We start from the raw sequence: 22,341 nt of genomic DNA, 5'->3' as shown, positions 1-22,341 counted from the left end.
TTCAGGTTATACTTGACTTTTGTTAGCAGGTTTTCTTCTCTAATTTTAAAGGAGGAGTTTATATGTTAATGGAAGTTTATTATGAACATTATCAAGAAAATTGTAGGGGAGCTTATTGGGAAGAACCTATTTCTATTCCTTACGGAGTTTATGAAAGGGATAGGAAGGCTAGGAATTCATTCTACGGCTACTTAACATCTAAAGGTTTTAAGTGTGTCACTTGGAACAATGATTATCCCCTCATACTTGTTAACACGGAGCTCAAACGCTTTGGTTTAATCTATCGTGCCTGCGCTCACAAGTGTGTAGACTCTAGGAAATATACAATTCAAGAGTTCAAAGATGAGGTTCTAAACATTAAATAAAATTTTATAAGTTAGCACAAACAAAAAAAGAGGAAGTAACTATCTACTTCCTCTTTCACTATTACACAATAAACTACCCTCTACTCTATTTGGATGTAGGGGTTCCTTATTTTCTTTCATATACACTCTTGACTCCAGCTTTTCCTATGCTATAATTAAGTTAACAGAACCTCTCCACGCTTAATGTAGATTTTTTACATGCGGACCACGGAGAGGGCTTTTTTTGTATAAGGAGAATTTGTATGGAATTAAAGCCTGCTTTAAGTTACAAAAATCAAATTATTAAACTAAAAAATGATCACAATCTTTCTATATCCAACTATGAATTTGCAGAAGAAATTCTAAAAAAAGTAAATTATTATAGACTTTCAGGCTATGGTATTGGCTTGAAAAAATCCGAAAATAAGGAACACTACAAAGATAAGGTAAGTATAGAGCATCTTTTTAATCTTTACTGTTTTGACAGTCAATTTAAAAATAATATTATAAGGACTATTGAGCAGATTGAAATTGAACTTAGAACCCAAATCGCTTATCACCTATCCAATAAATATGGTTCTGATGCTCTTATGCACGAAAATAATTTTATTTATAAAACTACCAAAGAAGGTCAAAGCATATATTCCATAATTAACGAAAATCTGAATAAGGAAATTAATAGACAAAAAATAAACCTTTTGTTAAACATCACTTGAAAAAGTATAACGGATTATTTCCATTGTGGGTATCTGTTGAGCTTATGTCTTTTGGAAATTTATCTTCTTTATTCAGCATTTTAAAGTTAGAAGATCAGAGAGAAATTTCTGATTATTATAATACAGACCCTAAATATTTAAAAAATTGGATTTTATGCCTTGTTGAAGTTAGAAATATTTGTGCCCACTACACTAGACTCTATAATATGCCTCTAAAAGAAAATCCACGTTTATATTCCGAAAACGAACAATATAAGGGCAAACAAAACAAAATATTTCCTATTCTTCTAATTATAAAGAGAATTCTAAACTCTAATAATCAGTGGAAATCCCTTTTAAAAGATTTAGAAAACACTTTTGATAAGTATCAAGGCTACTTTAATTATAGTTTTATGGGCTTTCCAAAAAACTGGAAGGATATTCTTTAGTTTTTAATTAAATCTATTCTCTGTAATTTATTATTATATTTTTAATTTAAATCTTTCACATTAAAAGACCCCCTAATCCTTTTGGATCTAGGGGGTTAGTTTTTTATGAATTGAATTCTTTGTATTCTCTTTTGGCTTCTTCTTGTTCTTCTGGTATTACTTTGATGCTGGCTTTCATTATTCTTTTTTCTGCTACTGCTAGTTCTGTCAAGATGCAGCCGCCTGCCTTGACGCTAAGTTTTTTCTTTTGTTTTTCGTCTGGTATAAAGCCAAGCTTTTCTATTATCAAACCAGAGATTGTCTCATGATTTTCTGAATATAGTGATAGGCCAAGGGCATCGTTTATGTCTTCTATGTCCATGGATCCGTCTACTATATATTCGTTTTCGCTAATTTTTTCTACGCTGTGGTCTTCCTTGTCATACTCGTCTTCGATTTCTCCAACTATTTCTTCTACTATGTCTTCTACTGTTACCATGCCTGAGAAGCCTCCGTACTCGTCAATTAGGATTGCTACATAGTTTTTGGATGCTTGAAGTTCTTTTAGAAGCATGTCAATTTTTTTGGTTTCTGGTACATAGTAAGGGGACTTGATACAGTTGTCCAAGTTTATAGACTCGTAATCATTTTTTGCGTATTCAACAAAGAGGTCCTTGATATAAACTGTTCCCAGAATGTTGTCTGTGTTCTCACGATAGACTGGCATCCTTGAGTAACCCATTTTCAAGACTTCTGTTATTGTTTCTGTTGTGAAGTCGTCGTAGTCTAGCATGTAAATTGACGTCCTTGGTGTCATTATCTCGTAGGCTAGCTTGTCGTCAAAGTCCATTATGTTAACTATCATTTCTTCCCCAGCTGAGTTGATTACTCCTTGTTGGGTTGAAACTTTTATATAGGATTTTAATTCTTCTTCTGAAATTTTTTCTTCTACGTCCTCTGAATATTTTCCCATAATCTTTAAGACTATTACTGTTGAGAATGATAGTAATTTTACAAAGGGATAAAATATTTTTGAGGCAAAGGCAATTGCACCTGATGCTTTAAGGGCAACTCTTTCTGAATTTTGTAGGGCAATTCTCTTTGGCACTAGCTCTCCAAAAACAAGTGTTATATAAGATAGGGCAAGTGTCACCAAAATAAAGGCTACTGTCCCACCATAGGGAATCCCGTATCCTCTCAAGAATTCTCCAAATACTTTTGAGATAGAAGTGGCTGCAGATCCAGATGAGAAAAATCCTGCCAAGGTTATTGCAACTTGGATTGTTGATAAAAATCTCGTTTGATCTTCTGAGATATCTAAAAGAGTCTTTGCTCTCTTGTCTCCTTCTTCTGCCATTTCTTTTATCTTATTGTTATTTATTGAAACCATCGCCATTTCAGCTGACGCAAAAAATGCGTTAATGCTTGTAAGTATTGCTATTAATATGAGCTTAGCCCACAAGGCGCCATCGTCCATAAAATCTTCCTCCCTATCTTTTTAGCCTAATTATATCAAAGAATTTATATTTGTGACAATAAAATAATTAATCTTATCAAGCTTTTTTACTCACTTCCTAAGCTTTAAGAATTTCGCCCTCTGGTGTTAGTTATTCATGACTAAGCTTGGTGGGCTTGGATGAAAATTTAAAACAAAAGAAGAAGGGCCTTCTACTTTATTGCCCTTCTTCTTTTTACTTAACTAATAAATTTTTTACTTCTTCAATCTTTACTTCATCTAGGCTCTTGTGCTTCCAATCTGGATTATTGTCCTTGTCAATCATTTTGGCTCTTATGCCCTCTTCCATCTCGCCAAGCTCTAGGCATTGTCTTAAAATTTTTAAATCCAAATCCACAGTTTCATGGTAGGTCAAGCCCTTGCCAAGAAAATATTTTTCAAACTGCAAAGCCAAGATAAATTGGGATTTGCCTCTTAGGTTCTTTAAAACATCTCTTGCAAATTCATCCTCTTGGTTCTCTTCTAGAATTTTATAAATTTCTGCCAAGCTATCCTTACAGAAATATTTTTCTATCTTGTCATAATTTTTTTCAACAAAGGTATCGTGACTTTCCTTTTTATATTTTTCTGCTTCTTTTCTTAACTTCTCTATTAGTTCATTGTCCCTATAACTTTCTGATAATTCAAAAAACTTTTCTCTTAGCTTTTCATAATCCTTTGAATCTATAAAGACATGAGCAAGTCCATGCTTTATCAAGTCCGGGGATGCTAGACGTCCTCCACAGAGCCCTAAGTATTGTCCAAGAGCTTGAGGCAAGCTAGAGATAAATTTCCCCACACCTACATCGGGGACGAATCCCAAGCTTGTTTCTGGCATTGCCCATTGTACACTTTCGTCACAAATTATAAGGTCAGAATTTATACTAATTCCAATTCCACCACCCATTACAATGCCCTTCCAATAGGATACAATAGGTTTTTTATATGAGGCTACATACTTATCCAGATCAAACTCCTTGATAAAAAGTTCGTCTTTATTCTTACAGTCATCATTAGTGATAAAGTCCTTGTAGAGGTGGACTAAGTCGCCACCAGAACAAAATCCCCTGTCAGATAAACTTTCGAAAAGGATAGCCCTTATTCCATCGTCCTTTTCCCATTTTTCTAAAATATTTCTTATATCCTTTACCATCTTTAAGTTTATAGCATTTATTTTATTGGGCCTATTAAAATAAATAATCCCAACATTTTTTATCACTTTGCTAATTATAAAATCATCTCTTTTCATCATATCACCATCTTCTTAATTATTTTTAATGTCTACCCCAATTTATAGATAAGAAATTGAAAAATATAAATCTCATTAATTCATAAGACTCCAAGTCAATCAAATGAGTTTAGTCAATAAAAAATCCCGACTCTCGTCAGGATCCTTATTTTTTATTTTGTGCCAAGTTTATTATCTGGTCGGCTATACATTGGAAGTCAAAGGAAGATGAGTTTATTAAGAGGTCGTAGTTGGCAGACTCGCCCCAAACTCTTCCAGTATTTCTAGAATAGTGGTTGGCACGTCTGTTGTTTTCACGAGTCATCTTTATATCAAGTTTATCTTTTTTAACCTTGTAAGTATTTAAAATTCTCTCTTCTTTGAAGTCCTTTGATGCGTAGATAAAGACTGAGAGCTTTGGAAAGTCTTCCAAGACAAAGTCACCGCACTTGCCAAAGATCACAACTCTACTCTTTTTTGCAAGCTCCCTAATTGTCCTTGAGTCCAAGAGAAAGGCTGCATCATCAACTGCTATATCCTCTTGGGAGTAGGAGTAGTTTTGTCTATATAGGTCGTAGATGGTTCCCTGCAAGAAGGAGTCATCTTTTTTTATTTCTTCAGGCTTAACCTTTTTTTCAAGGCTCATAAGCTCTATTAATTTTTCGTCATAAAATTCGTAATTTAATTTATCGGCAACTGTCTTGGCAATTTCATTTGCCCCAGATCCATATTCTCCATCAATTGTTATTAATTTTTCTCCATCTTTTTGGAAAATTTTTTTAAATAGTGACATATCCTCACCTCTCTTTAATTATACCCTAGCAATGTGAAAATTTTTTTATTCTATTTAAAATTCTTGTGAAATTTTATCCCCTATCTAATTTCCTTTCTATCCTCTTCTCGATATAAGTTTCTATTGGGACTTGAGCAAATATAGTTGCCACAAAAATTACTATAGCTCCAAAAATTTCCCTTTCACTCATCTCTTGGGATAGGATGAGCCAACCAAAGAGGGCACCAAAAACTGATTCAAGTGAACAGATCATAGATGCCACAACTGGCTCTAGGTCCTTTAGTGCCATTAGTTGAATTGTAAATCCAACTCCTGATGATAAGATTCCTACATAGAGAATTGTGACTTGAGATTTTAAAATTGCTTCCATACTTATATCTTCAAGTACAAGGGCTCCCACTAAAGATATGACCCCACAAACTGCAAACTGAACTAGGGAAACCAAAACTGCATTGGTATTAGTTGAGTACTTTGTCAGTAATAAGATGTGGATAGCAAAGACAAGGGCAGATAGGATTACAATTAAGTCTCCCCTATTAATGTTTAGTCCACCCTTGATGGACAAGAGGTAGGTACCCACCATGGCTAGGAAGATGCAAATTATAATTTTTAAACTTGGTCTCCTGCCAAAAAGTAGTCCCAAGACCGGAATAAAAACTATGTAGAGGGCTGTCAAAAAACTTGCCTTGGCAGCTGTTGTATAAATTAGAGAAACCTGTTGAAGGTTGATGGCTAGGGTAAAGACCAAGCCGCAAATACTTCCACCCACGAGAGTCCTCTTCATATCAAATTTATCTTCCCTATATGATGCCGACTTCATCATAAAAAATTTATAGGTTAGATATAAAAATACAACTGCTACAAAACATCTTGAGGCAGTAAAAGAAAGGGGCCCTAAATGCTCCATGCCAGCTGCTTGTGCTACAAAGGCAAGTCCCCAGATAATTGCTGTTGCAAATAACATTATTGATGCTTTTAACTCTCTTTTCATTTTTACACCACCCAAAAAACACCAATTCAGAAGTTTAAGCCCAAATTGATGTTAAAATTCTATAATTAATCTTATCATAATTTATCTAAGAAAAATAGTAATGCAATACTTCTTACTGTAAATATTTTAAATTAGACCTTTTTAAAATCTCATGTATAATTAAGTTAAGAGGTGAATTATGATTAAGTTTAATTTGTATAAAGAAGGAGGACTAAAGGTCCACTTCGTTAAAAAAGATCAAGAGCTTCCACTTGAAATTAAGGACTACCTTGGAAAGAAAAAGTTCGCTTATAAGTTTAAAGAAGCTTTATACCTTCCTAGCTTTGAAGAAGAATCTGAAATTTTTATGGGACTTGGCGATGGAGACCTTGACCTTGAAGATGTAAGAAATCTTTTCTTCGAACTTGGAAATATTTTAAGAAACAATGAAGAGCATGAAGTTGAAATAAAAATGCCAGACCTTGGAATGTGCAACAAGAAAACTATTATGGCAGCCTACGAAGGACTTCGCCAAGGTGAATATGAATTCACAAAGAAAACTGACGTAAAAGAAAAGAAGGCAGACTTTGAAATAACTGTCAACTATTCTGCCTTTAAGGGTCCCGAAGTAAAATTAAGACAAGGCATTAATAAGATGGAAAATATTATGGACGGAGTCTTCCTTGCAAGGGACCTTGTTAACGAAAGGGCCAATGTAATGTATCCAGAAACTCTTGCTAAGATTGCAAAGGAAAAATTAGAAGATCTTGGCGTTAAGGTAACAGTTTATGAAGAAGACGAAATCGAAAAAATTGGAATGAAGGCTTTTTTAAGAGTTGCAGCAGGCGCCACAAACCGTCCAAGACTTATTGTAATGGAATACAAGAATGCCGACACAGAAAAAGTTGCCCTTGTTGGTAAGGGACTAACTTACGACTCTGGTGGTTATAACATCAAGTCTCCATCTGGCATGAACTATATGCACTGCGACATGGGTGGTGCAGGTACAGTTATTGGAAGTATCTATGCCCTTGCAAAGAACAAGGCAAAGACAAATATAGTTGGTGTAGTGGCAGCTTGCGAAAATATGATTTCAGGTCAGGCTTACAAGTCTGGCGACATAATCGACTCTATGAAGGGACTTACAATTGAAGTTGCAAACACAGATGCCGAAGGAAGAATCACCCTTGCCGATGCAGTTCACTATGCGACAAATGATCTTGGAGCTGAAAAAATTATTGACCTTGCAACACTTACTGGTGCAGTTACAATTGCTCTTGGAGAAGTTTACACTGGCGCAGTTACAAATAACGAAGCCTTCTACAATGAAGTCCTTGAAGCTGGCAAGCTAGCTGGAGAAAAAATATGGGCCTTCCCTTATGACGAAGACTACAAGAAGCTTAATAAGTCAGAAGTTGCCGACATCAAGAACACATCTGGTAGACAAGCAGGATCTGTTACAGCAGGACTCTTCGTTGGCGAGTTTGTAAAAGAAGGAACACCTTGGGCCCACCTAGACATAGCAGCAACAGCTTATAGGGATAAAAAGTCAGGCTACCTTCCTAAGAATGCAACTGGCATCCACGTAAAGACTTTAAACAACCTATTAGACCCAACAGATTGCTAAAAATTTTAAACTACAAACCACTGGCTCAGGCTAGTGGTTTTTCTGTATTCAAAAAACTCACCTTATTTCTAAGATGAGTTCTCATATATCTTCTAAATTTATTTCACCATGTAAGCTATAAATTTCCGGACCATTATCTTCTGATGTTCCCTCTTCTCTTATAGAATAAGTAAGATAAAACCTAAAGTGTTCAATCCCTTGATAATCTTTAGCAAGTTCAAAATCCTCAGAAAGAATTTTATAATCATAAGATGCTTTCATTTTTTTATCTTCTAACAATCTGAAATTAATTTCATAATCTTTAGGGTCTTGGAATTTTATTTTATCATCTTTTTCTAGTAATAATGTAAAAGAAAACTGGCTATTAAACTTTCTTCCATGAAAGTCGTTATCTTTACTAATGATTACATCTCTATAAAGGTCATTAGAATTTTTATTGATAATATTTGCTTTTACTTCTTCACTCATAACATTGGAATTATTCTTATCATCTATTTTTTCATTATTAGTTTTTTTCTGAAAATATATTAATGCTGATAAAGATAAAATAATTATTAAAGCTACTCCTAATTTTTTTCGCATCAATAATACCTCCCATAAAATTATCCTAACAATTCATCCTATTATTTAACTAAATTATATAAAACTTTTTTGTCTTGTCAAATTTATTATTAAAAAAAACTCTGCCAAATAAATTCTGACAGAGTCGTAAATTTAATATAGTTTGCAATAAAAAATCTGCTAGAGATTTCTCTCTAACAGATTTATTTTTTATAGGAATAGTCCACCGTGTGCAACAAATAGTGGTGCGAATACAAGGGATACAACAGTTATAAGTTTAATTAGAATGTTAAGAGAAGGTCCTGATGTATCTTTGAATGGGTCACCAACTGTGTCTCCAGTTACAGCTGCCTTGTGAGCTTCTGAACCTTTACCACCGTGTGCTCCACCTTCAATGTATTTCTTAGCGTTGTCCCAAGCTCCACCAGCGTTTGACATAAAGATTGCCATTAGTACGCCTGTTACAAGAGCTCCGGCTTGAAGTCCGCCTAGGGCTTCTGTACCAAGTAGTAGACCTACAAGGATTGGAACAATTACAGCGATTAGTCCTGGTACGATCATTTGCTTAAGAGCAGCACCTGTTGAGATGTCAACACAAGTTGCATATTCAGGTCTTGCTTTACCTTCCATGATTCCAGGGATTTCTCTAAATTGTCTTCTTACTTCGTCAATCATTTCTGATGCTGCGTTACCTACTGCTGACATAGTAAGTGCAGAGAAGGCAAATGGAAGCATACCACCAACGAATGTTGCAGCTATAACTTCTGGTTTTGAAATATCAATTCCACTAAGACCAGTAGCGTTAATGTAAGAAACGAAAAGTGCAAGGGCAGTAAGTGCTGCTGATCCAATTGCAAATCCCTTTCCTATAGCTGCTGTTGTATTACCAACAGAGTCAAGTGAGTCTGTAATATCACGAACTTCTTCTGGTAGTTCACACATTTCTGCAATACCACCAGCGTTGTCTGCGATTGGTCCATAAGCGTCTACGGCAATTGTCATACCAGTTGTTGAAAGCATACCAACAGCTGCAAGAGAAATTCCGTAAAGTCCTACGATTGAATTAGTGCTTCCACCAGCTCCAAGGTAAGATGCAATAATACCAACAGCGATAATGATGATTGGTCCAACTGTTGACATCATACCAACAGAAAGTCCAGCGATAATATTTGTTGAAGAACCAGTTTCTGATTCTGCTCCAATTCTCTTAACTGGTGCATAATCATCTGCTGTGTAATATTCTGTGAATTTAGAAATTATTAGACCAACTGCAATACCAATGATTACTGGTGCAAATGGTGAAAAACTTCCAAAGATGTAGTTTGATAAAAGTGCTGAAGCTATCATTGTAACAGCAGCTGCTACATATTCACCTGCGTTAAGAGCCTTTTGTGGGTTCTTGTCTCCCTTTACAAAGAAAGCAGCTACAATTGATGCAAGAATACCAACTGTTGCAACAAGCATACCAAATACAACGCCTTTTTCTTCGTAAGCTACAACTCCAAGAGTAATAACTGAAAGAAGGGCTCCAACGTATGATTCAAATAAGTCAGCTCCCATACCAGCAACGTCCCCAACATTATCTCCTACGTTATCAGCAATAACTGCAGGGTTTCTTGGGTCGTCTTCTGGGATACCAGCTTCAACTTTACCTACAAGGTCAGCTCCAACGTCTGCAGCCTTAGTGTAGATACCACCACCAACTCTTGCGAAAAGTGCAATAGATGATGCTCCAAGTGAAAATCCTGTAATGATTTCAGTTTGTCCACCTGTTAAGAAGTATGCGCCGGTAATACCAATAATTCCTAGACCAACAACGCACATTCCCATTACAACTCCACCTGAAAAGGCAACGTCAAGGGCTTTACCTAGGCCACCCTTCCATGCTGCGTTTGTTGTTCTAACGTTTGCTTTTGTAGCAACCTTCATACCAACATAACCAGCAGCTACTGAAAAGATAGCTCCTACTACGAAACAAATAGCAGTTGGAATTGATTTAAGTCCTACTGCCAAGATAATTGCAAGTACAACGACAAATACAACAAGAGCTTTATATTCTCTTGTTAAAAATGCCATAGCTCCTTCTGAAATGTAAGATGAAATTTCCTTCATTCTTTCATTTCCGGCATCTTGTCTTGACACAAAGCCAGCCTTGTAACCAGCAAATAGTAGTGCCAAAACGCCGACAATAGGAGCTAGATATAACATATTCATTATAATCCTCCTTAAATTTTAATTACAAACTACTTATAAAACACTAACTTTTATAAATAGAATTGCTAAAATAATCACTAAATGGAAGAAAAATTTATCAATTTTATTTTCTCCCCCTTAACTCTAATTAAATTGCAGCTAGTACAATAAGTGCAAGTGCAAAAACGATGCTTGAACCAATAACAACTCTATTTTGAATATCTTTTTTACTAGAACCCTTGTGAGATCCCCACATAGCAGTTTCTTCACCTTGAAGAGTTCCTAGACCAGCTTGTTCTGATTCCATTTGTGCAACTACAGTTATTACAATTATGCTCGCAATAATAATTATAATAGATAATAAAGTTTGCAAACTTATACCTCCCTTAAATTTCTATAACATATAAATTCTAACACAGCAAGGCTTGCTAATCAACGAATTTATAGGATATTTTGGCTTTTTTTAACAAGATAACTCATTTTTTAAGGATTTTTCGATTAAGTCCTCCTTATCAAGCATTGCAAGAAGAGTTTTTCTATTAAGCCATCAAGTTCCCAGCCAAGATTTTCTGCTCCTCTCTTTATCACAATAATTTTTGAATTTCACTTTTATCTACTTATGTTATAATGAAAGTAAGAATGCAATGAACAATGGAGGTTTTTATGAAAAAAAATGTTGGCATAATGGGCTTTGGTAGAATTGGTAGAGACGCACTAAGAATCTGGGCCCTAAGAGACGATGTTAATTTTGAAGTTACTCACGTAGCTGTAAGAAATTTAGAAAAAACTTTAAAAGAAAGAACTCACCTATTTAAATACGATACAATCTATAGAAAGTTCCCTGGTGAAATTGAATTCACCGATGACGGAATGATAATTAATGGAAAGAAAGTTACTTTCGTTGAATCAAAAACTCCAGACAAGATGAACTGGAAGGATCTTGGTGTTGATGTTGTCATCGATTCATCTGGTGCCTTCAAGGACGAAGAACAAGCAAGAGGTCACCTTGAAAGTGGCGCGAAGAAAGTTGTCTTAACTTCTCCAGGCAAGGGCAAGATGCTTACAGTTGTAATGGGAGTTAATGACGACAAGTACGACCCAGAAAAGGACGACATTATCTCTAACGCATCTTGTACAACAAACTGTCTTGCTCCAGTGACTAAGGTTATCTTAGAAAACTTTGGAATCAAGAGGGGACTTATGTCCACTGTTCACGCTTACACTAACGACCAAAACATCCACGACGGAGTTCACAAGAAAGATATGAGACGTGCAAGAATGGGTGCAGAAAATATAATCCCAACATCAACTGGTGCAGCTAAGGCCGTTGGAAAAGTTATTCCAGAAGTTGATGGAATCTTAACAGGCTTTGCCCTAAGAGTTCCTGTACCAACTGGCTCCCTAGTAGACGTTACTTTTGAACTTGAAAAAGAAGCAACAGTTGAAGAAATCAACGCAGCTATCAAGAAGGCATCTGAAAATGAATTAAAGGGAATCCTTGCTTACTCTGAAGACGAAATTGTATCTTCTGATATTATTGGCGACACTCACTCATCTATTTTCGATTCACTCCTAACAACTGTTAACGGCAAAATGGTTAAACTTATTTCTTGGTACGACAACGAATGGGGTTACACAGAAAGAGTTATTGACCTAACAGAAAAAATTGTAGACTCCCTATAAAAAATTAATTACAAGGCTTGCGCAGGCAGGCCTTTTTTATTTGCTTAAAATTATTTTAATGCAAAGAAATTATTCTCTATACATCAATATAGACTTCTAAGATAGCAAACATAAAGATATGGAACTTAGAAAAAATAAAAAAAAAGACCAAGTGCAAGACTTGATCATTTTCTATTATTTGAAATTACTTAGTTATTTTTTAAATTTTGTTTTCCATTTACATTATTTGTAGAAGATATACTCATTTCATTGCTAAGGGCTTCTCTTTTAGGTCCAATTTCAAATAATGTAAACTTATCATTTCTTGGGAAAGCTTGAATGTGAGAAGTGTACACAACATTATCTTCTAAATACTCGTAGGCTTCTTCAAGAGAAATCTTACCATCGCCATCATTATCTCCTGATATTTTCCCATTTATTCCAGCAACTTGAGATAAAACTTTTGTGAATTTACCAACGGCCTCTTTTTTATCTTCAAAAGAATATTCATCTTCTGAACTTGCTGTTAAAACTTTATATTCATTCGTTGTTAAATATCCTATTGAACGGTCCTGTCCCAATGATGTAGAAAATACTCTTTGAATACTTTCATTAAACTCTCTAGAACTTCTTGATGAGCTTGGTGTAGGAGATGTTACAGCATCAACTTTTTTACCTATAAATCCCCCTGCATTACATGAATCGAAAATCAATACTTTTGTTCCGGGTACTTGATCCAAGGCTTTTCTTAATTCGTCGACACTTATCCATGCCTTTATTTGAGATTCCTTATCTTTCGCAGAATCTACAGTACAAATATAACTAACACCATTTATATTGTTTCCATGCCCTGAGTAATACAAATAACTTACATCGTTATCATTTGCTCCTCTAAAGGATTCTTTTATTTTTTCTAAAAATTCTTCCTTTTTAAGATTTTCAGCAACAACAATATTCTCAAACCTGTTAGAATCTATCTCTTGATTTTCAAAAACTTTTTTCATCAAATCTTTGTCATTTTTTGGACCTACTAAATTTAGCTTGCTATTTCCATAATCGCTATTTGCAACGATTAAAGCTCTATAAGTCCTTTTAGCATACTTGATTCTTATCTCTCTTTCTTCTCTTGTTTCTCCTTTTTCAAGTATAAATTTATATCCTTCTTTGATATTGTTTGTTTCTAATCCTTTATCATCTAAAACTTTAATGCTTGTACCCTCAGTAAGCTCAATAGAATTTTTTAAATTATCCAATGTAGTGTTCTCAACAAGTTCTATGAATGTTGTACCTAATTTAGAAATAACACTATTATTCTTTATACTCATCAAAGGCTTTGATGGTACATCCTCAGTTATTATTTTGTATACTCCAACTTTTTCCCCATTCTCAGCAGTTACTACCAAGTAATCTTCATTTGAAATGTCTTCATAATTCTTCTTATATTTATAAACATTACCAGCATCTAATCTTCCATTATTTATATAAGATTTTTCATAAACTCTTACTACTTGTCTTGGATTTTCTTTTAAAATATTTTTAATGAAATCAGCTACTTTTGTTCTATTACTGATTAATTCACTTCCTGATTTTATTGTACTATCAGAAACTAAATATTTTTCAGAAGTAATCTTTGTGTCTTCACTTAGTGGATTTAAGGCTTTTTTTATATGAATAATGAATTTATCACTTCTAAAGTTTATTCCTGATTTTTGGTCTATATACTTAACAATAATTTGTTTTGTTCCAAACTCAGTATCTTTATCATTTATTTCTAGCTTATCTAAATATTCTTTTTTTATTGAAATTGTGTTCTTAGATTTATTTATATCTAAATATTTTCTATTAAACCTAAATGTACCATCATTAAGTCTTTCAAGAGTATCATCTTTCCAATCTACTGGGAATGGTTCAATATCAACACATCTTTCTAAATCAATTTCATTCTTTTTCAGTTCAACTCCCTTAGAATTTTTAATTCCAGTTATTTCAAACACGATACCAGCTTGAGGTGCTTTCTTTTGCGTATAGGTAAGAGTACTTAAAGGTGTAACTGTCACAGTTGAATTATTTAAAAATTCTACTTTTAATGTTTCTTTTGCATTTAAAATCTTATTATCAGTATCTGTAAAGTGGATTTCTAAGTTATGTGATGATCCATATACCGGAGCTGATATTTTATCTAAAAATGATTTTTTTATCGTGATTATATTCCCATCTACAGAAAAATCATTTTCTCTTAAATTATTGTAAGATAACTTAATTTTTAATCCTTTCGCTAAATTTATTCTCGATACATCAACGCTTTCTCCTTTAGAATTTTTTACCGAATTTATTCTTACTTTTAATCCTTCTTCAGGTGCAAATCTCTCATAGATAGTAGCTTTATTATTTACAAAATCCCCTTGCATTGATGATTTATTTTTAACTGAAATATAAAAAGTCTTTTGTAATTTTGAAATATTGTTTTGCACATCAGTATATTCCAACTTAACTATACAATTTTCCAAAATATTATTTAATAAATTTTCCCCTAAAATAACTTTATCTTCTTCATCATTAACTTTAAAATCATTTGTTTCTTTATCATTAACAAATACTTTAATATTATCTTTAATTCTTGATTTATCTTTTGTTACATCTTCTCCAGATTTATTCTTAATACTAGAAATCTCTATTGGAAGTTCTGTGGCATCTTTAAAAGTTATTTCTGTAAATTCTGGCTTTATCGAAAAACTAGAATAGTCATTATCTCTAATTTTTAGAATATTAACTTTTTCTTTATCAATATTTGCATTGTTTTGTAAATTAGCATTAGGTAGATCTATTGTTAAGTTATCTGAAATAATCAAGGATGGATTTATTTTCACCTTTCCACTGCCATTGCCAACAATCTTTAAGGATTTAATTATTTTACTTTTAATATTTTCACTCGGTATCGTTAAATCATTATCATCATCTTTTACAATTACTAAATCCTCTTTTTGAAGACGAGAATATTCCTTATTAAGTTCTTTAATAGGATTCTTAAACCAACTTTCATATTTAAAGTATATGGGTGTGCAATTTAATACTCCTTGATTTTTATCATTTAATTCCTTTTCTTGTATTGTATTAACCATAAATAAATCTTTTAATAACTTGTTCTTATCGTTATAGTATTGATTATTTATTTTTACACCATATACCGATTTTTCAATGTAGCCAATTCCAAACCCTACTTCAAATTTATTAGAAGGCTTTTCTAGAGGGTCACTAAATTTTTCTTTGCTCATTATTTCTTTAGAACCATATTTAGAAATAATATTGTCCTTTATATTTATTTCTTTTCCTTTGCCAAATAGTGTTATATCAATTCCATTTTGACCAATATTATCCAAAATATTATCTTCTACAGTTAAACTTGCATTTTCTTTTACAGTAACCCCTATACCATGATAAGCATAATCTGAAATTTTATTTCCTATTATTTCTGTTAATGTATCATTACCAGTGGCTTTGTTAATTGATATTGCAGATGAATTGTATTGCTTACTATTAATATCCGCTCCAGTACCTTTTATAATATTATTATTTATCTTTAAAGAGCCTTGATTTAAGGTACTCATAATTTTTATAGCATTTTTAGCGTTTGCTGTATTTTTACCAAAATCAAATGTATTGTTTATAATTTCAAGGTCTGATATCGTATTTTTACCATTCTTACTTGATTGACTTATAGCTGAATCATATATCATACTTTCTTTAGGCGCTTTCTCAAGATTAAAATTTAATCCATTTATTATTTTTGTAGAATTATACAAATCCAATCCGCCATTAACATTATTACCTTTGAAACCTAGAACAATCTTACTTGTTTCAAATGGTTTATCAAGTTTAACATTACCAACAAAAAGTGTTATATCTATATTATTGTTTTTTTCATCATAAGGAACAAACTCATTCTCCTTGCCCATATAAATACCACTTATCGTTTCTGGTAACTGATTAGTGTCTTTTTTGCATTTTATTTTAATATTGTCAGCATATAATAAAACTTTTGAATTATCTTTGAAAATTTTTCCAATAAAATATTTATCGGAAGATAAGTACTTTTCTTTTAAAATATTTTTTATAGCATCTTTATTATCTGAATCTTTTACATCAAAAATAAAAAAGTTTTTATCAACTTGAACCATGGATAAAGGATTAGATGAATCTTCTGATTTCTTTGGACTACTTGGTGTTACAGAATGTTCAGATTCCTTAGTATCTTCATTATTATTTTCTTTCGATTCATTTTCTATGTTTATAGTACCCTTATTGTTAGAACTAGATTTGTTATTAGAATGGCTTGATTTGTACCCATCAACATTATTCTCTTTTTTATCCTTTTCTAATTTCTTATTAATATCTTCATTTGTCTTAGAATTTTTTACTCTAAAATCTCTTATATCTGCTTCCGCATTATCTATTAAACTACAAACTTCCGCTCTTGTTATGCTTTTATTAGCTTGAAAAGTTCCATCTGGATAACCTTTCATGTACCCTTTTTCTACTACATAATTTATTGAATCTTTAGCCCATGCTGGAAGATTATCCTTAAAATCTACCCTACTTTCTACTTTTTCGCTATTTGTTTTCATAAATATTCTTGTTAAAAAAGTAGCTGCTTCAGCCCTAGACATCTCCGCATTAGGTCTGAAAGTTCCATCTGGATATCCATTTGTATAACCTTCTCCTACAGCAACTGAAATTGCATCATAACACCAAGAATCCGATAATACATCTTTAAATTTTACACTAGACTTTTTTGAAAACCCAAATGATTTGTTAACTAAGCTAATAAACTCACCTCTAGTTATATCTTTGTAGGGTTTAAAAGTCCCATCAGAATATCCCTTAACTATTCCCTTGTCTGCCAACTTTTTGATACTATTTTTCCCCCAATAATTTTCTGATACATCATTAAATTTTAAAGATTTTTCAGAAGAATTTGCAAAACACGTAATAGGTAAAATAGATATTGACATCGTTAAAACTAATAAATATAATACCAATTTTGAAAAAATACTATTTTTTTCCATTTATATGTCCTCCTAAAATTAGATTTATGAATTACTCTAATAATCCACATAACATTTGATATCATCCATTAATATTTATTTTATAAACTCACTAAACGATAATAAATGCCAACTAATTATAGCAAAAAACATAACTTGCTTATGTACAATTTTTCAGTAATTAAATTAAAAGCTGAGTTTTAAACTCAACCTACTTTGGTGATTAATTTCAATCTTATAGGTGTATTGTTTTCTCAGCTTTTTTCTTTAATCCTTTATAATTGTCCCGTGATTTTCTGGGTTATTGGTGTTTAGTATTTTTATGGTTATGTTCTTCTTGGCTACGGGGCTTATGGCATCTTCTTGATAGACTTGGGCGCCTTCGCCAATTATTTCCTTGAGCTCGGTGTAGGATAGCTTGTCAATTGTCTTGGCATTTGGATCCTTGTTGGGGTCAGATGTCATTATCCCATTTACATCAGTCCAGTTTTCATAGACCTTGGAGTCAAGGGCATAGGCAATAAGGCTACCTGTGTAGTCGCTGCCTCCTCTGGTGAAGGTCACAATGTTTCCCTTTTGGTCGCTACCATAGAAGCCTGGCACAACTGCCTTTTTATTTTCTCCAATGTGCCTTTGTATTTCCTTCTTAGACTTTTCTATGTCAACTTGTCCCCTTTCATCAAAGATGATTAGGTCCTTGGCATCAATAAAATCGTAGTTCAAATACTTTGCAAGTAGCTTGGCGTTTAAGTATTCTCCCCTGGACACAATGAAGTCCTTGTCCCTAGATTTTTTTATCTCATCAAAGACAAATTTCAATTCATCATCCCAAAATTCTTCAAGACCTAAGTCTTCCGCTATGGACAAGAACCTGTTTTTAATTTTTTCTACTTGCTTGTCACGAGTTAAGTTCTGTACTTCTAACTCTTCTTCGAGGGACTTGATGACTTCTCTAACTTCTTCAATCCTCAAGTTCTTGTCTGAAAGAGAAATCAATTCATCAGTGATTTTTGTATCCTTTTTAAATCTTCTTCCCGGTGCAGAAACCACAATTACATCCCTATCTTCCTTGGAGAAGATAATTTTCTTCACCTTGGCAAATTGTCCTGCATCCTTTAGGGAGCTGCCACCAAATTTTGAAACTGACTTGCCCTCGATGCTGTCAATAGCAAAGGGTGTTTCTTGGTAGACACAATAGTTGAGCCAGTTGGAGAAAAAGAGGTTGCCCGCAGACCTCCACCTAATTTTTATGTCCTTCTTTGGGTCGTTGTCTTCATAATAATTTATTGGTGGGCTGATCTTTTTGCCTTGTGAAAGGTCCCTGATGTACTCATTGTGGAGGGTGTCCTTGTCGTATTCCCAATGACCAAAGTTAAAGACGAACCTGTTGTCCTTTGTTGTCACAAGGGAAACTCCAGTGTCAGGTCTTGCCGCAAGGACTTCCAAGTCAGAAAAGTCTTCAAAATCTTCTATGTCAACATAGGTGTGTCTTGATGTTGGAACCAAGAAGCTGTCATCAAAGCCCTTTACAATTTTATTTTCTTTTAACTTGTCAAATTCAAAGACTCCAAAGATTTTTTCATCGCTAAGCTTGTGTTCAATCTTGTAGTAGTGGTAGAGGGCAGCTTGGGCAGACCAGCAGATGAACATTGTGGAGTAGACATTTTTCTTGGCGAATTCAAAAATCGTCTTTAGCTCATCCCAGTATTTTATTTTTTCATAGGCTAAGGTCTCAATAGGTGCCCCCGTGATTATCATAGCGTCATACTTGTTGTTTTTTATATCATCATAGGTCTTGTAAAAGGACTTCAACCTCTTTGTGTCGGAGTTGTTTGGGTCGTAGGACTCCATCCTCACAAGATCAATGTTAATTTGTAGGGCTGTGTTGGAAAGCATCCTCAAGAGTTGTAGCTCAGTTTCTTCCTTCTTGGGCATCAAGTTTACAATGGCAATGCTAAGGGGTCTTATGTCCTGCTTAATGGCAGATGAATCCCTCATTGTAAAAATATTTTCTCTTTGTAAAACTTCTTCAACAATTAAATCTCTAGGTATTATTAACGGCATTTCTATTCTCCTCTTTTTTTATTTGTACTTGAGGAAGGATGACAATAAAAAAAGCTTCCATCCATAAAGGACGAAAGCTATTTCGTGTTACCACCTTAATTCTCTTACAACTCGCATTGAAAGACTCTTCAAGTACTATCATACTCTATCGCTATAACGGGCGCTCCCGTGCCTATCTAAATATCGATAGACCCTCAAGTAGGACCATGTTCTCCTAATCTTCCTCTACTTCTCTCACCAAACGAAGTTCTCTTTAATCAGTCAAAAAGGATACTCTTCCTCTTATTGAGTTATTTTTTATTATAATAGCATCAAAAATTTTTTATGTCAATTATTAAAAATTTATAAGCTTATAGATTTTTGTGACCTTGCAATTTTTTATAACTTCATAAATTTTTATAACTTCATAACTTTTTATAACTTCATAATTTCTTATGAACCTATGAAATTCTACGAAAAAAGAGAGGCTCTTGCCTCCCTTTTATGAGTATAGTTAGAATTTATTTTTAAGCTTCTTTCTTAATTACATCGATTATAGAACCATCTCTGTATTCTACAACTGCAACTACTTCGTCAGAGAATTTAACTTCTTCAGGCTTGCCTGTAAGTTTTTCTGCCATTTCTTGTAGTTCCTTGATGTCCTTAAGTTCGATTCCAGCTTTTTGGAATTTTTCGATTAAGTCTTGTCTCTTAGGATTTACAGCTATACCGTAGTCAGTACAGATTACGTCAACAGATTCTCCTGGTGTACAAACTGTTGTAACCTTGTCTTTGACAATTGGGTTTCTTGATCTTACAAGTGGTGCAAGTATAAGTGACATTTCTGCACCTGGTGCTGTATCTTGGTGACCACCAACTGCTTGGTTGATAACACCGTCTGATCTTGTCATTACGTTTACGTTGAAGTCTGTGTCAACTTCAAGTGCTCCAAGTAATACAAAGTCTAGTGTGTTAACCGCTGGTGTTGGGTTGTTAGGGTTTGCATAAGATGATGCAGTTTGTTCAAAGTGTTTTGGATTTTCACGAATTGATCTTACTGCGTCAAGGTCAAAGGATTGTGTATCGTAGATACCATCGATAAGACCTTCTTCAAGCATTGTTACCATATAACCTGTGATTCCACCAAGGGCCATTGATGCTTTAACGCCATCTTTTTTCATTTCTTCACGAAGAAGTTTTGCAACTGCAAGAGTTGAACCTGCTGCACCAGTTTGGAATCTAAAGCCGTCCTTATAAAGTCCAGATGCCTTGATTGCCTTAACTGCGTTGTTAGCAATTAATAGGTCACGTGGGTTGTCGTTAAATCTAATTGATCCAGAAACAATTCCCTTTGGATCACCAATTGCATCAACTTCTACAACATAGTCAACATACATCATGCCAATTGAAGCAGGAATATTTGGGAATGGTACAAGGTTGTCTGTAATTGCAACTACACAGTCAGCATACTCTGCATCAACAATTGCATAACCAAGTGATCCACAAGCTGCCTTCCCTTCTCTACCATTCATATTTCCATATTCGTCACAGGCTGGAGCTGCAAGGAAGGCTACGTCAATATGAAGTTCTCCATCTTCGATAGCTCTTGCACGTCCACCGTGTGAACGAATGATACAAGGTTTTTTAAGGATACCTTGTGAAATTTTTTCTCCAAGTTCTCCTCTTAGTCCAGATGATTGAATTCCAGTGATAACACCTTGTTCAATTAATGGAATTAGTTTGTCGTGGCATGGTGAAAGTGATGATGGAGCAAGTGTTAAGTCCTTGATGCCCATATCAGCAATAACTTGCATAACCATATTTACAACATAGTCACCATTTCTTAGGTGGTGGTGGAAGGAAATTGTCATTCCATCCTTAAGTCCACTTTTCTTAACTGCTTCTTCAATAGAACCTAGAAGTTTTTTCTCACTTCTATTGCCATATCTAATTTTTGGAGAAGCCTTTCTATCAGTTCTAAGATATTTGCCTTCGCCTTTGAAAGGAACAAGTTCACCAATGCCTTCAAGGTATTCAGGGATATCTCTTCCTACTGCGTTTTTATTATAGTTCATCAATATCCTCCTTCTTTAGCACTCCACTTGCAACTGCAAGGTCTAGAACTCTTTGTGCGCCAGCAATAACTGGATAGTCAACCATCTTGCCGTCAACAGTAATAACTCCAGAGCCCCTTCTTTCAGCTTCCTTAGAACCTGCAATAATACGAAGTGACTTCGTAATATCTTTTTCAGTTGGTGTGTAAACTTCATTTACAACAGCAATTTGCTTAGGGTGGATAACTGACTTTCCATCAAATCCAAGGTCCTTAATAAATTGAACTTCTTCCCTAAAGGCATCCATATCATCAAGGTTTGTGTTAACTGTATCGAAGCAAGCAATGCCTGCGTTTCTTGCAGCTAAAACAATTTGGCTTCTTGCTGCAAAAAGTTCCCAACCGTGTTTAGACCTTTGAGTCTTTAGGTTAGTAACATAGTCAGCTGCACCAAGAGCAATACCCATCATCCTTGGTGATGCCTTAGCAATATCAACTGCATTAATAACTCCAGTTGGAGATTCAATAGCTGCCATCATAAGAGTTCTTCCTTGGCAACCCATTTCTTCTTCAACTTCTGTTATGATTTCATCTACATCTTTAACATCTTGTGCAGTTTCTGACTTTGGTAGTCTAATTACATCTACCCCAGCCTTTACAACTGCCTTAATATCTTCACGTCCAAAAGGTGTATCAAGGGCGTTAATTCTTACAACAACTTCAGTTTTTCCGTAGTCTAAAGTTTTTAGTGCATTATAAACTAAAAATCTTGCTGCGTCTTTTTGATTTATGCTCGTAGCATCTTCAAGGTCGATCATAATTGAATCAGGGCCATAGATGTGAGCATCAGTGATGTTTGCAGGGTTGTTACCTGGAAGGAACATCATTGTTCTTCTTAATCTTTCTTTCAAAATATCAGCTCCAATTATATTCTGTGCTTTCAGCTGCTCTAAAGCATGCTGCTGCTACTCTTGCTTTGATTGTGTAGTCCAAGGCACCCTTGTCTACTGCAGTAACTTTTGCATTCTCTACATCTAATTCTTTTAAAGTTTCTCTTATAACTTTTTCAATTTGTTTACCAAATTGTTTTTTTACTGAACTTTCCAGTTCAATAGATATGCCTTCTCCATTGTCAATAGTGATTAAAATATCATTTGACTCAAGAGTTCCGGCCATTGCTTCTTTTTTTAATTTCAAAAAAATCCCT

General features: G+C 34.1%; 17 protein-coding genes and 1 other annotated feature. Of the genes, 5 read left to right on the top strand and 12 right to left on the bottom strand.

Annotated features, from left to right (window positions below; translation table 11 throughout):
• The first annotated feature begins 68 nt into the window (after positions 1-68).
• From HMPREF1864_RS01475 to HMPREF1864_RS08740, 3 genes are all read left to right on the top strand, one after another.
• On the top strand, positions 69-365 hold the full coding sequence (locus tag HMPREF1864_RS01475) for a hypothetical protein (protein WP_231723488.1): 297 nt from the start codon (positions 69-71) through the stop codon (positions 363-365).
• A gap of 242 nt (positions 366-607) precedes the next feature.
• On the top strand, positions 608-1,060 hold the full coding sequence (locus HMPREF1864_RS08745; protein WP_197415046.1) for an Abi family protein: 453 nt from the start codon (positions 608-610) through the stop codon (positions 1,058-1,060).
• Positions 1,057-1,488: an Abi family protein gene (locus HMPREF1864_RS08740; protein ID WP_369817830.1), complete on the top strand. Its 432-nt coding sequence runs from the start codon at positions 1,057-1,059 to the stop codon at positions 1,486-1,488. The genes HMPREF1864_RS08745 and HMPREF1864_RS08740 overlap by 4 nt, the downstream gene beginning before the upstream one ends.
• Before the next feature lie 103 nt (positions 1,489-1,591).
• On the opposite strand, the gene HMPREF1864_RS01465 is transcribed toward HMPREF1864_RS08740, so the two are convergent.
• The 4 genes from HMPREF1864_RS01465 to HMPREF1864_RS01450 all read right to left on the bottom strand — a co-directional run bounded on the left by HMPREF1864_RS01465 (position 1,592) and on the right by HMPREF1864_RS01450 (position 5,974).
• Positions 1,592-2,944 carry a hemolysin family protein gene (locus HMPREF1864_RS01465; protein ID WP_062571069.1) on the bottom strand — a complete coding sequence of 451 codons (1,353 nt, stop codon included), beginning with the start codon at positions 2,942-2,944 and terminating at the stop codon, positions 1,592-1,594.
• Between the two features lie 214 nt (positions 2,945-3,158).
• Positions 3,159-4,211, bottom strand: coding sequence for an enoyl-CoA hydratase/isomerase family protein (locus HMPREF1864_RS01460; protein WP_062571068.1), 1,053 nt, complete (start codon positions 4,209-4,211; stop codon positions 3,159-3,161).
• Positions 4,212-4,356: 145 nt separating this feature from the next.
• Positions 4,357-4,983, bottom strand: a complete 627-nt coding sequence (locus tag HMPREF1864_RS01455; RefSeq protein WP_062571067.1) for a cytidylate kinase-like family protein — start codon at positions 4,981-4,983, stop codon at positions 4,357-4,359.
• A gap of 73 nt (positions 4,984-5,056) precedes the next feature.
• Positions 5,057-5,974: a DMT family transporter gene (locus HMPREF1864_RS01450; RefSeq protein WP_062571066.1), complete on the bottom strand. Its 918-nt coding sequence runs from the start codon at positions 5,972-5,974 to the stop codon at positions 5,057-5,059.
• 178 nt (positions 5,975-6,152) lie between these two features.
• Between HMPREF1864_RS01450 and HMPREF1864_RS01445 the strand changes: the two genes are divergently transcribed.
• Positions 6,153-7,580: a leucyl aminopeptidase gene (locus HMPREF1864_RS01445; protein ID WP_062571065.1), complete on the top strand. Its 1,428-nt coding sequence runs from the start codon at positions 6,153-6,155 to the stop codon at positions 7,578-7,580.
• Positions 7,581-7,661: 81 nt separating this feature from the next.
• Here HMPREF1864_RS01445 and HMPREF1864_RS01440 read toward each other — a convergent pair whose 3' ends face one another.
• The 3 genes from HMPREF1864_RS01440 to HMPREF1864_RS01430 form a co-directional block, all read right to left on the bottom strand.
• Entirely contained in the window at positions 7,662-8,162 is a 501-nt protein-coding gene (locus HMPREF1864_RS01440) for a hypothetical protein (RefSeq protein WP_062571064.1), read from the bottom strand.
• 189 nt (positions 8,163-8,351) lie between these two features.
• Positions 8,352-10,355, bottom strand: a complete 2,004-nt coding sequence (locus HMPREF1864_RS01435) for a sodium-translocating pyrophosphatase (RefSeq protein WP_062571063.1) — start codon at positions 10,353-10,355, stop codon at positions 8,352-8,354.
• A gap of 127 nt (positions 10,356-10,482) precedes the next feature.
• A complete protein-coding gene (locus tag HMPREF1864_RS01430) occupies positions 10,483-10,707 on the bottom strand; it encodes a preprotein translocase subunit SecG (RefSeq protein ID WP_062571062.1) in 225 nt (74 codons plus the stop codon).
• Between the two features lie 290 nt (positions 10,708-10,997).
• Here HMPREF1864_RS01430 and gap point away from each other — a divergent pair, with 290 nt between their 5' ends.
• Positions 10,998-12,017, top strand: a complete 1,020-nt coding sequence (gene gap / locus HMPREF1864_RS01425) for a type I glyceraldehyde-3-phosphate dehydrogenase (protein ID WP_062571061.1) — start codon at positions 10,998-11,000, stop codon at positions 12,015-12,017.
• A gap of 188 nt (positions 12,018-12,205) precedes the next feature.
• Here the strand turns inward: gap and HMPREF1864_RS01420 are convergent, their stop codons facing one another.
• The 5 genes from HMPREF1864_RS01420 to citD form a co-directional block, all read right to left on the bottom strand.
• A complete protein-coding gene (locus tag HMPREF1864_RS01420; RefSeq protein ID WP_062571060.1) occupies positions 12,206-17,059 on the bottom strand; it encodes an S-layer homology domain-containing protein in 4,854 nt (1,617 codons plus the stop codon).
• A gap of 246 nt (positions 17,060-17,305) precedes the next feature.
• Entirely contained in the window at positions 17,306-19,102 is a 1,797-nt protein-coding gene (gene metA, locus HMPREF1864_RS01415; protein ID WP_062571059.1) for a homoserine O-acetyltransferase/O-succinyltransferase family protein, read from the bottom strand.
• A 63-nt stretch (positions 19,103-19,165) separates the two neighbouring features.
• Positions 19,166-19,397 (bottom strand) — a binding site (T-box leader).
• A gap of 211 nt (positions 19,398-19,608) precedes the next feature.
• Complete coding sequence (citF, locus tag HMPREF1864_RS01410; protein WP_062571058.1) at positions 19,609-21,156, bottom strand: citrate lyase subunit alpha; 1,548 nt, start codon at positions 21,154-21,156, stop codon at positions 19,609-19,611.
• Positions 21,146-22,045 carry a citrate (pro-3S)-lyase subunit beta gene (gene citE / locus HMPREF1864_RS01405; RefSeq protein WP_062571057.1) on the bottom strand — a complete coding sequence of 300 codons (900 nt, stop codon included), beginning with the start codon at positions 22,043-22,045 and terminating at the stop codon, positions 21,146-21,148. Before citE ends, citF begins: the two co-directional genes overlap by 11 nt.
• Before the next feature lie 4 nt (positions 22,046-22,049).
• The gene (gene citD / locus HMPREF1864_RS01400) at positions 22,050-22,331 is read right to left on the bottom strand and encodes a citrate lyase acyl carrier protein (RefSeq protein ID WP_062571056.1); all 282 of its coding nucleotides are present in this window, start codon (positions 22,329-22,331) and stop codon (positions 22,050-22,052) included.
• Positions 22,332-22,341 lie beyond the last annotated feature (10 nt).

Origin of the sequence: Peptoniphilus sp. DNF00840 (genome assembly GCF_001553125.1) — a bacterium.
GTDB lineage: Bacteria > Bacillota > Clostridia > Tissierellales > Peptoniphilaceae > Peptoniphilus_A > Peptoniphilus_A vaginalis.
This window is presented reverse-complemented; position numbering and strand designations above follow the sequence as displayed.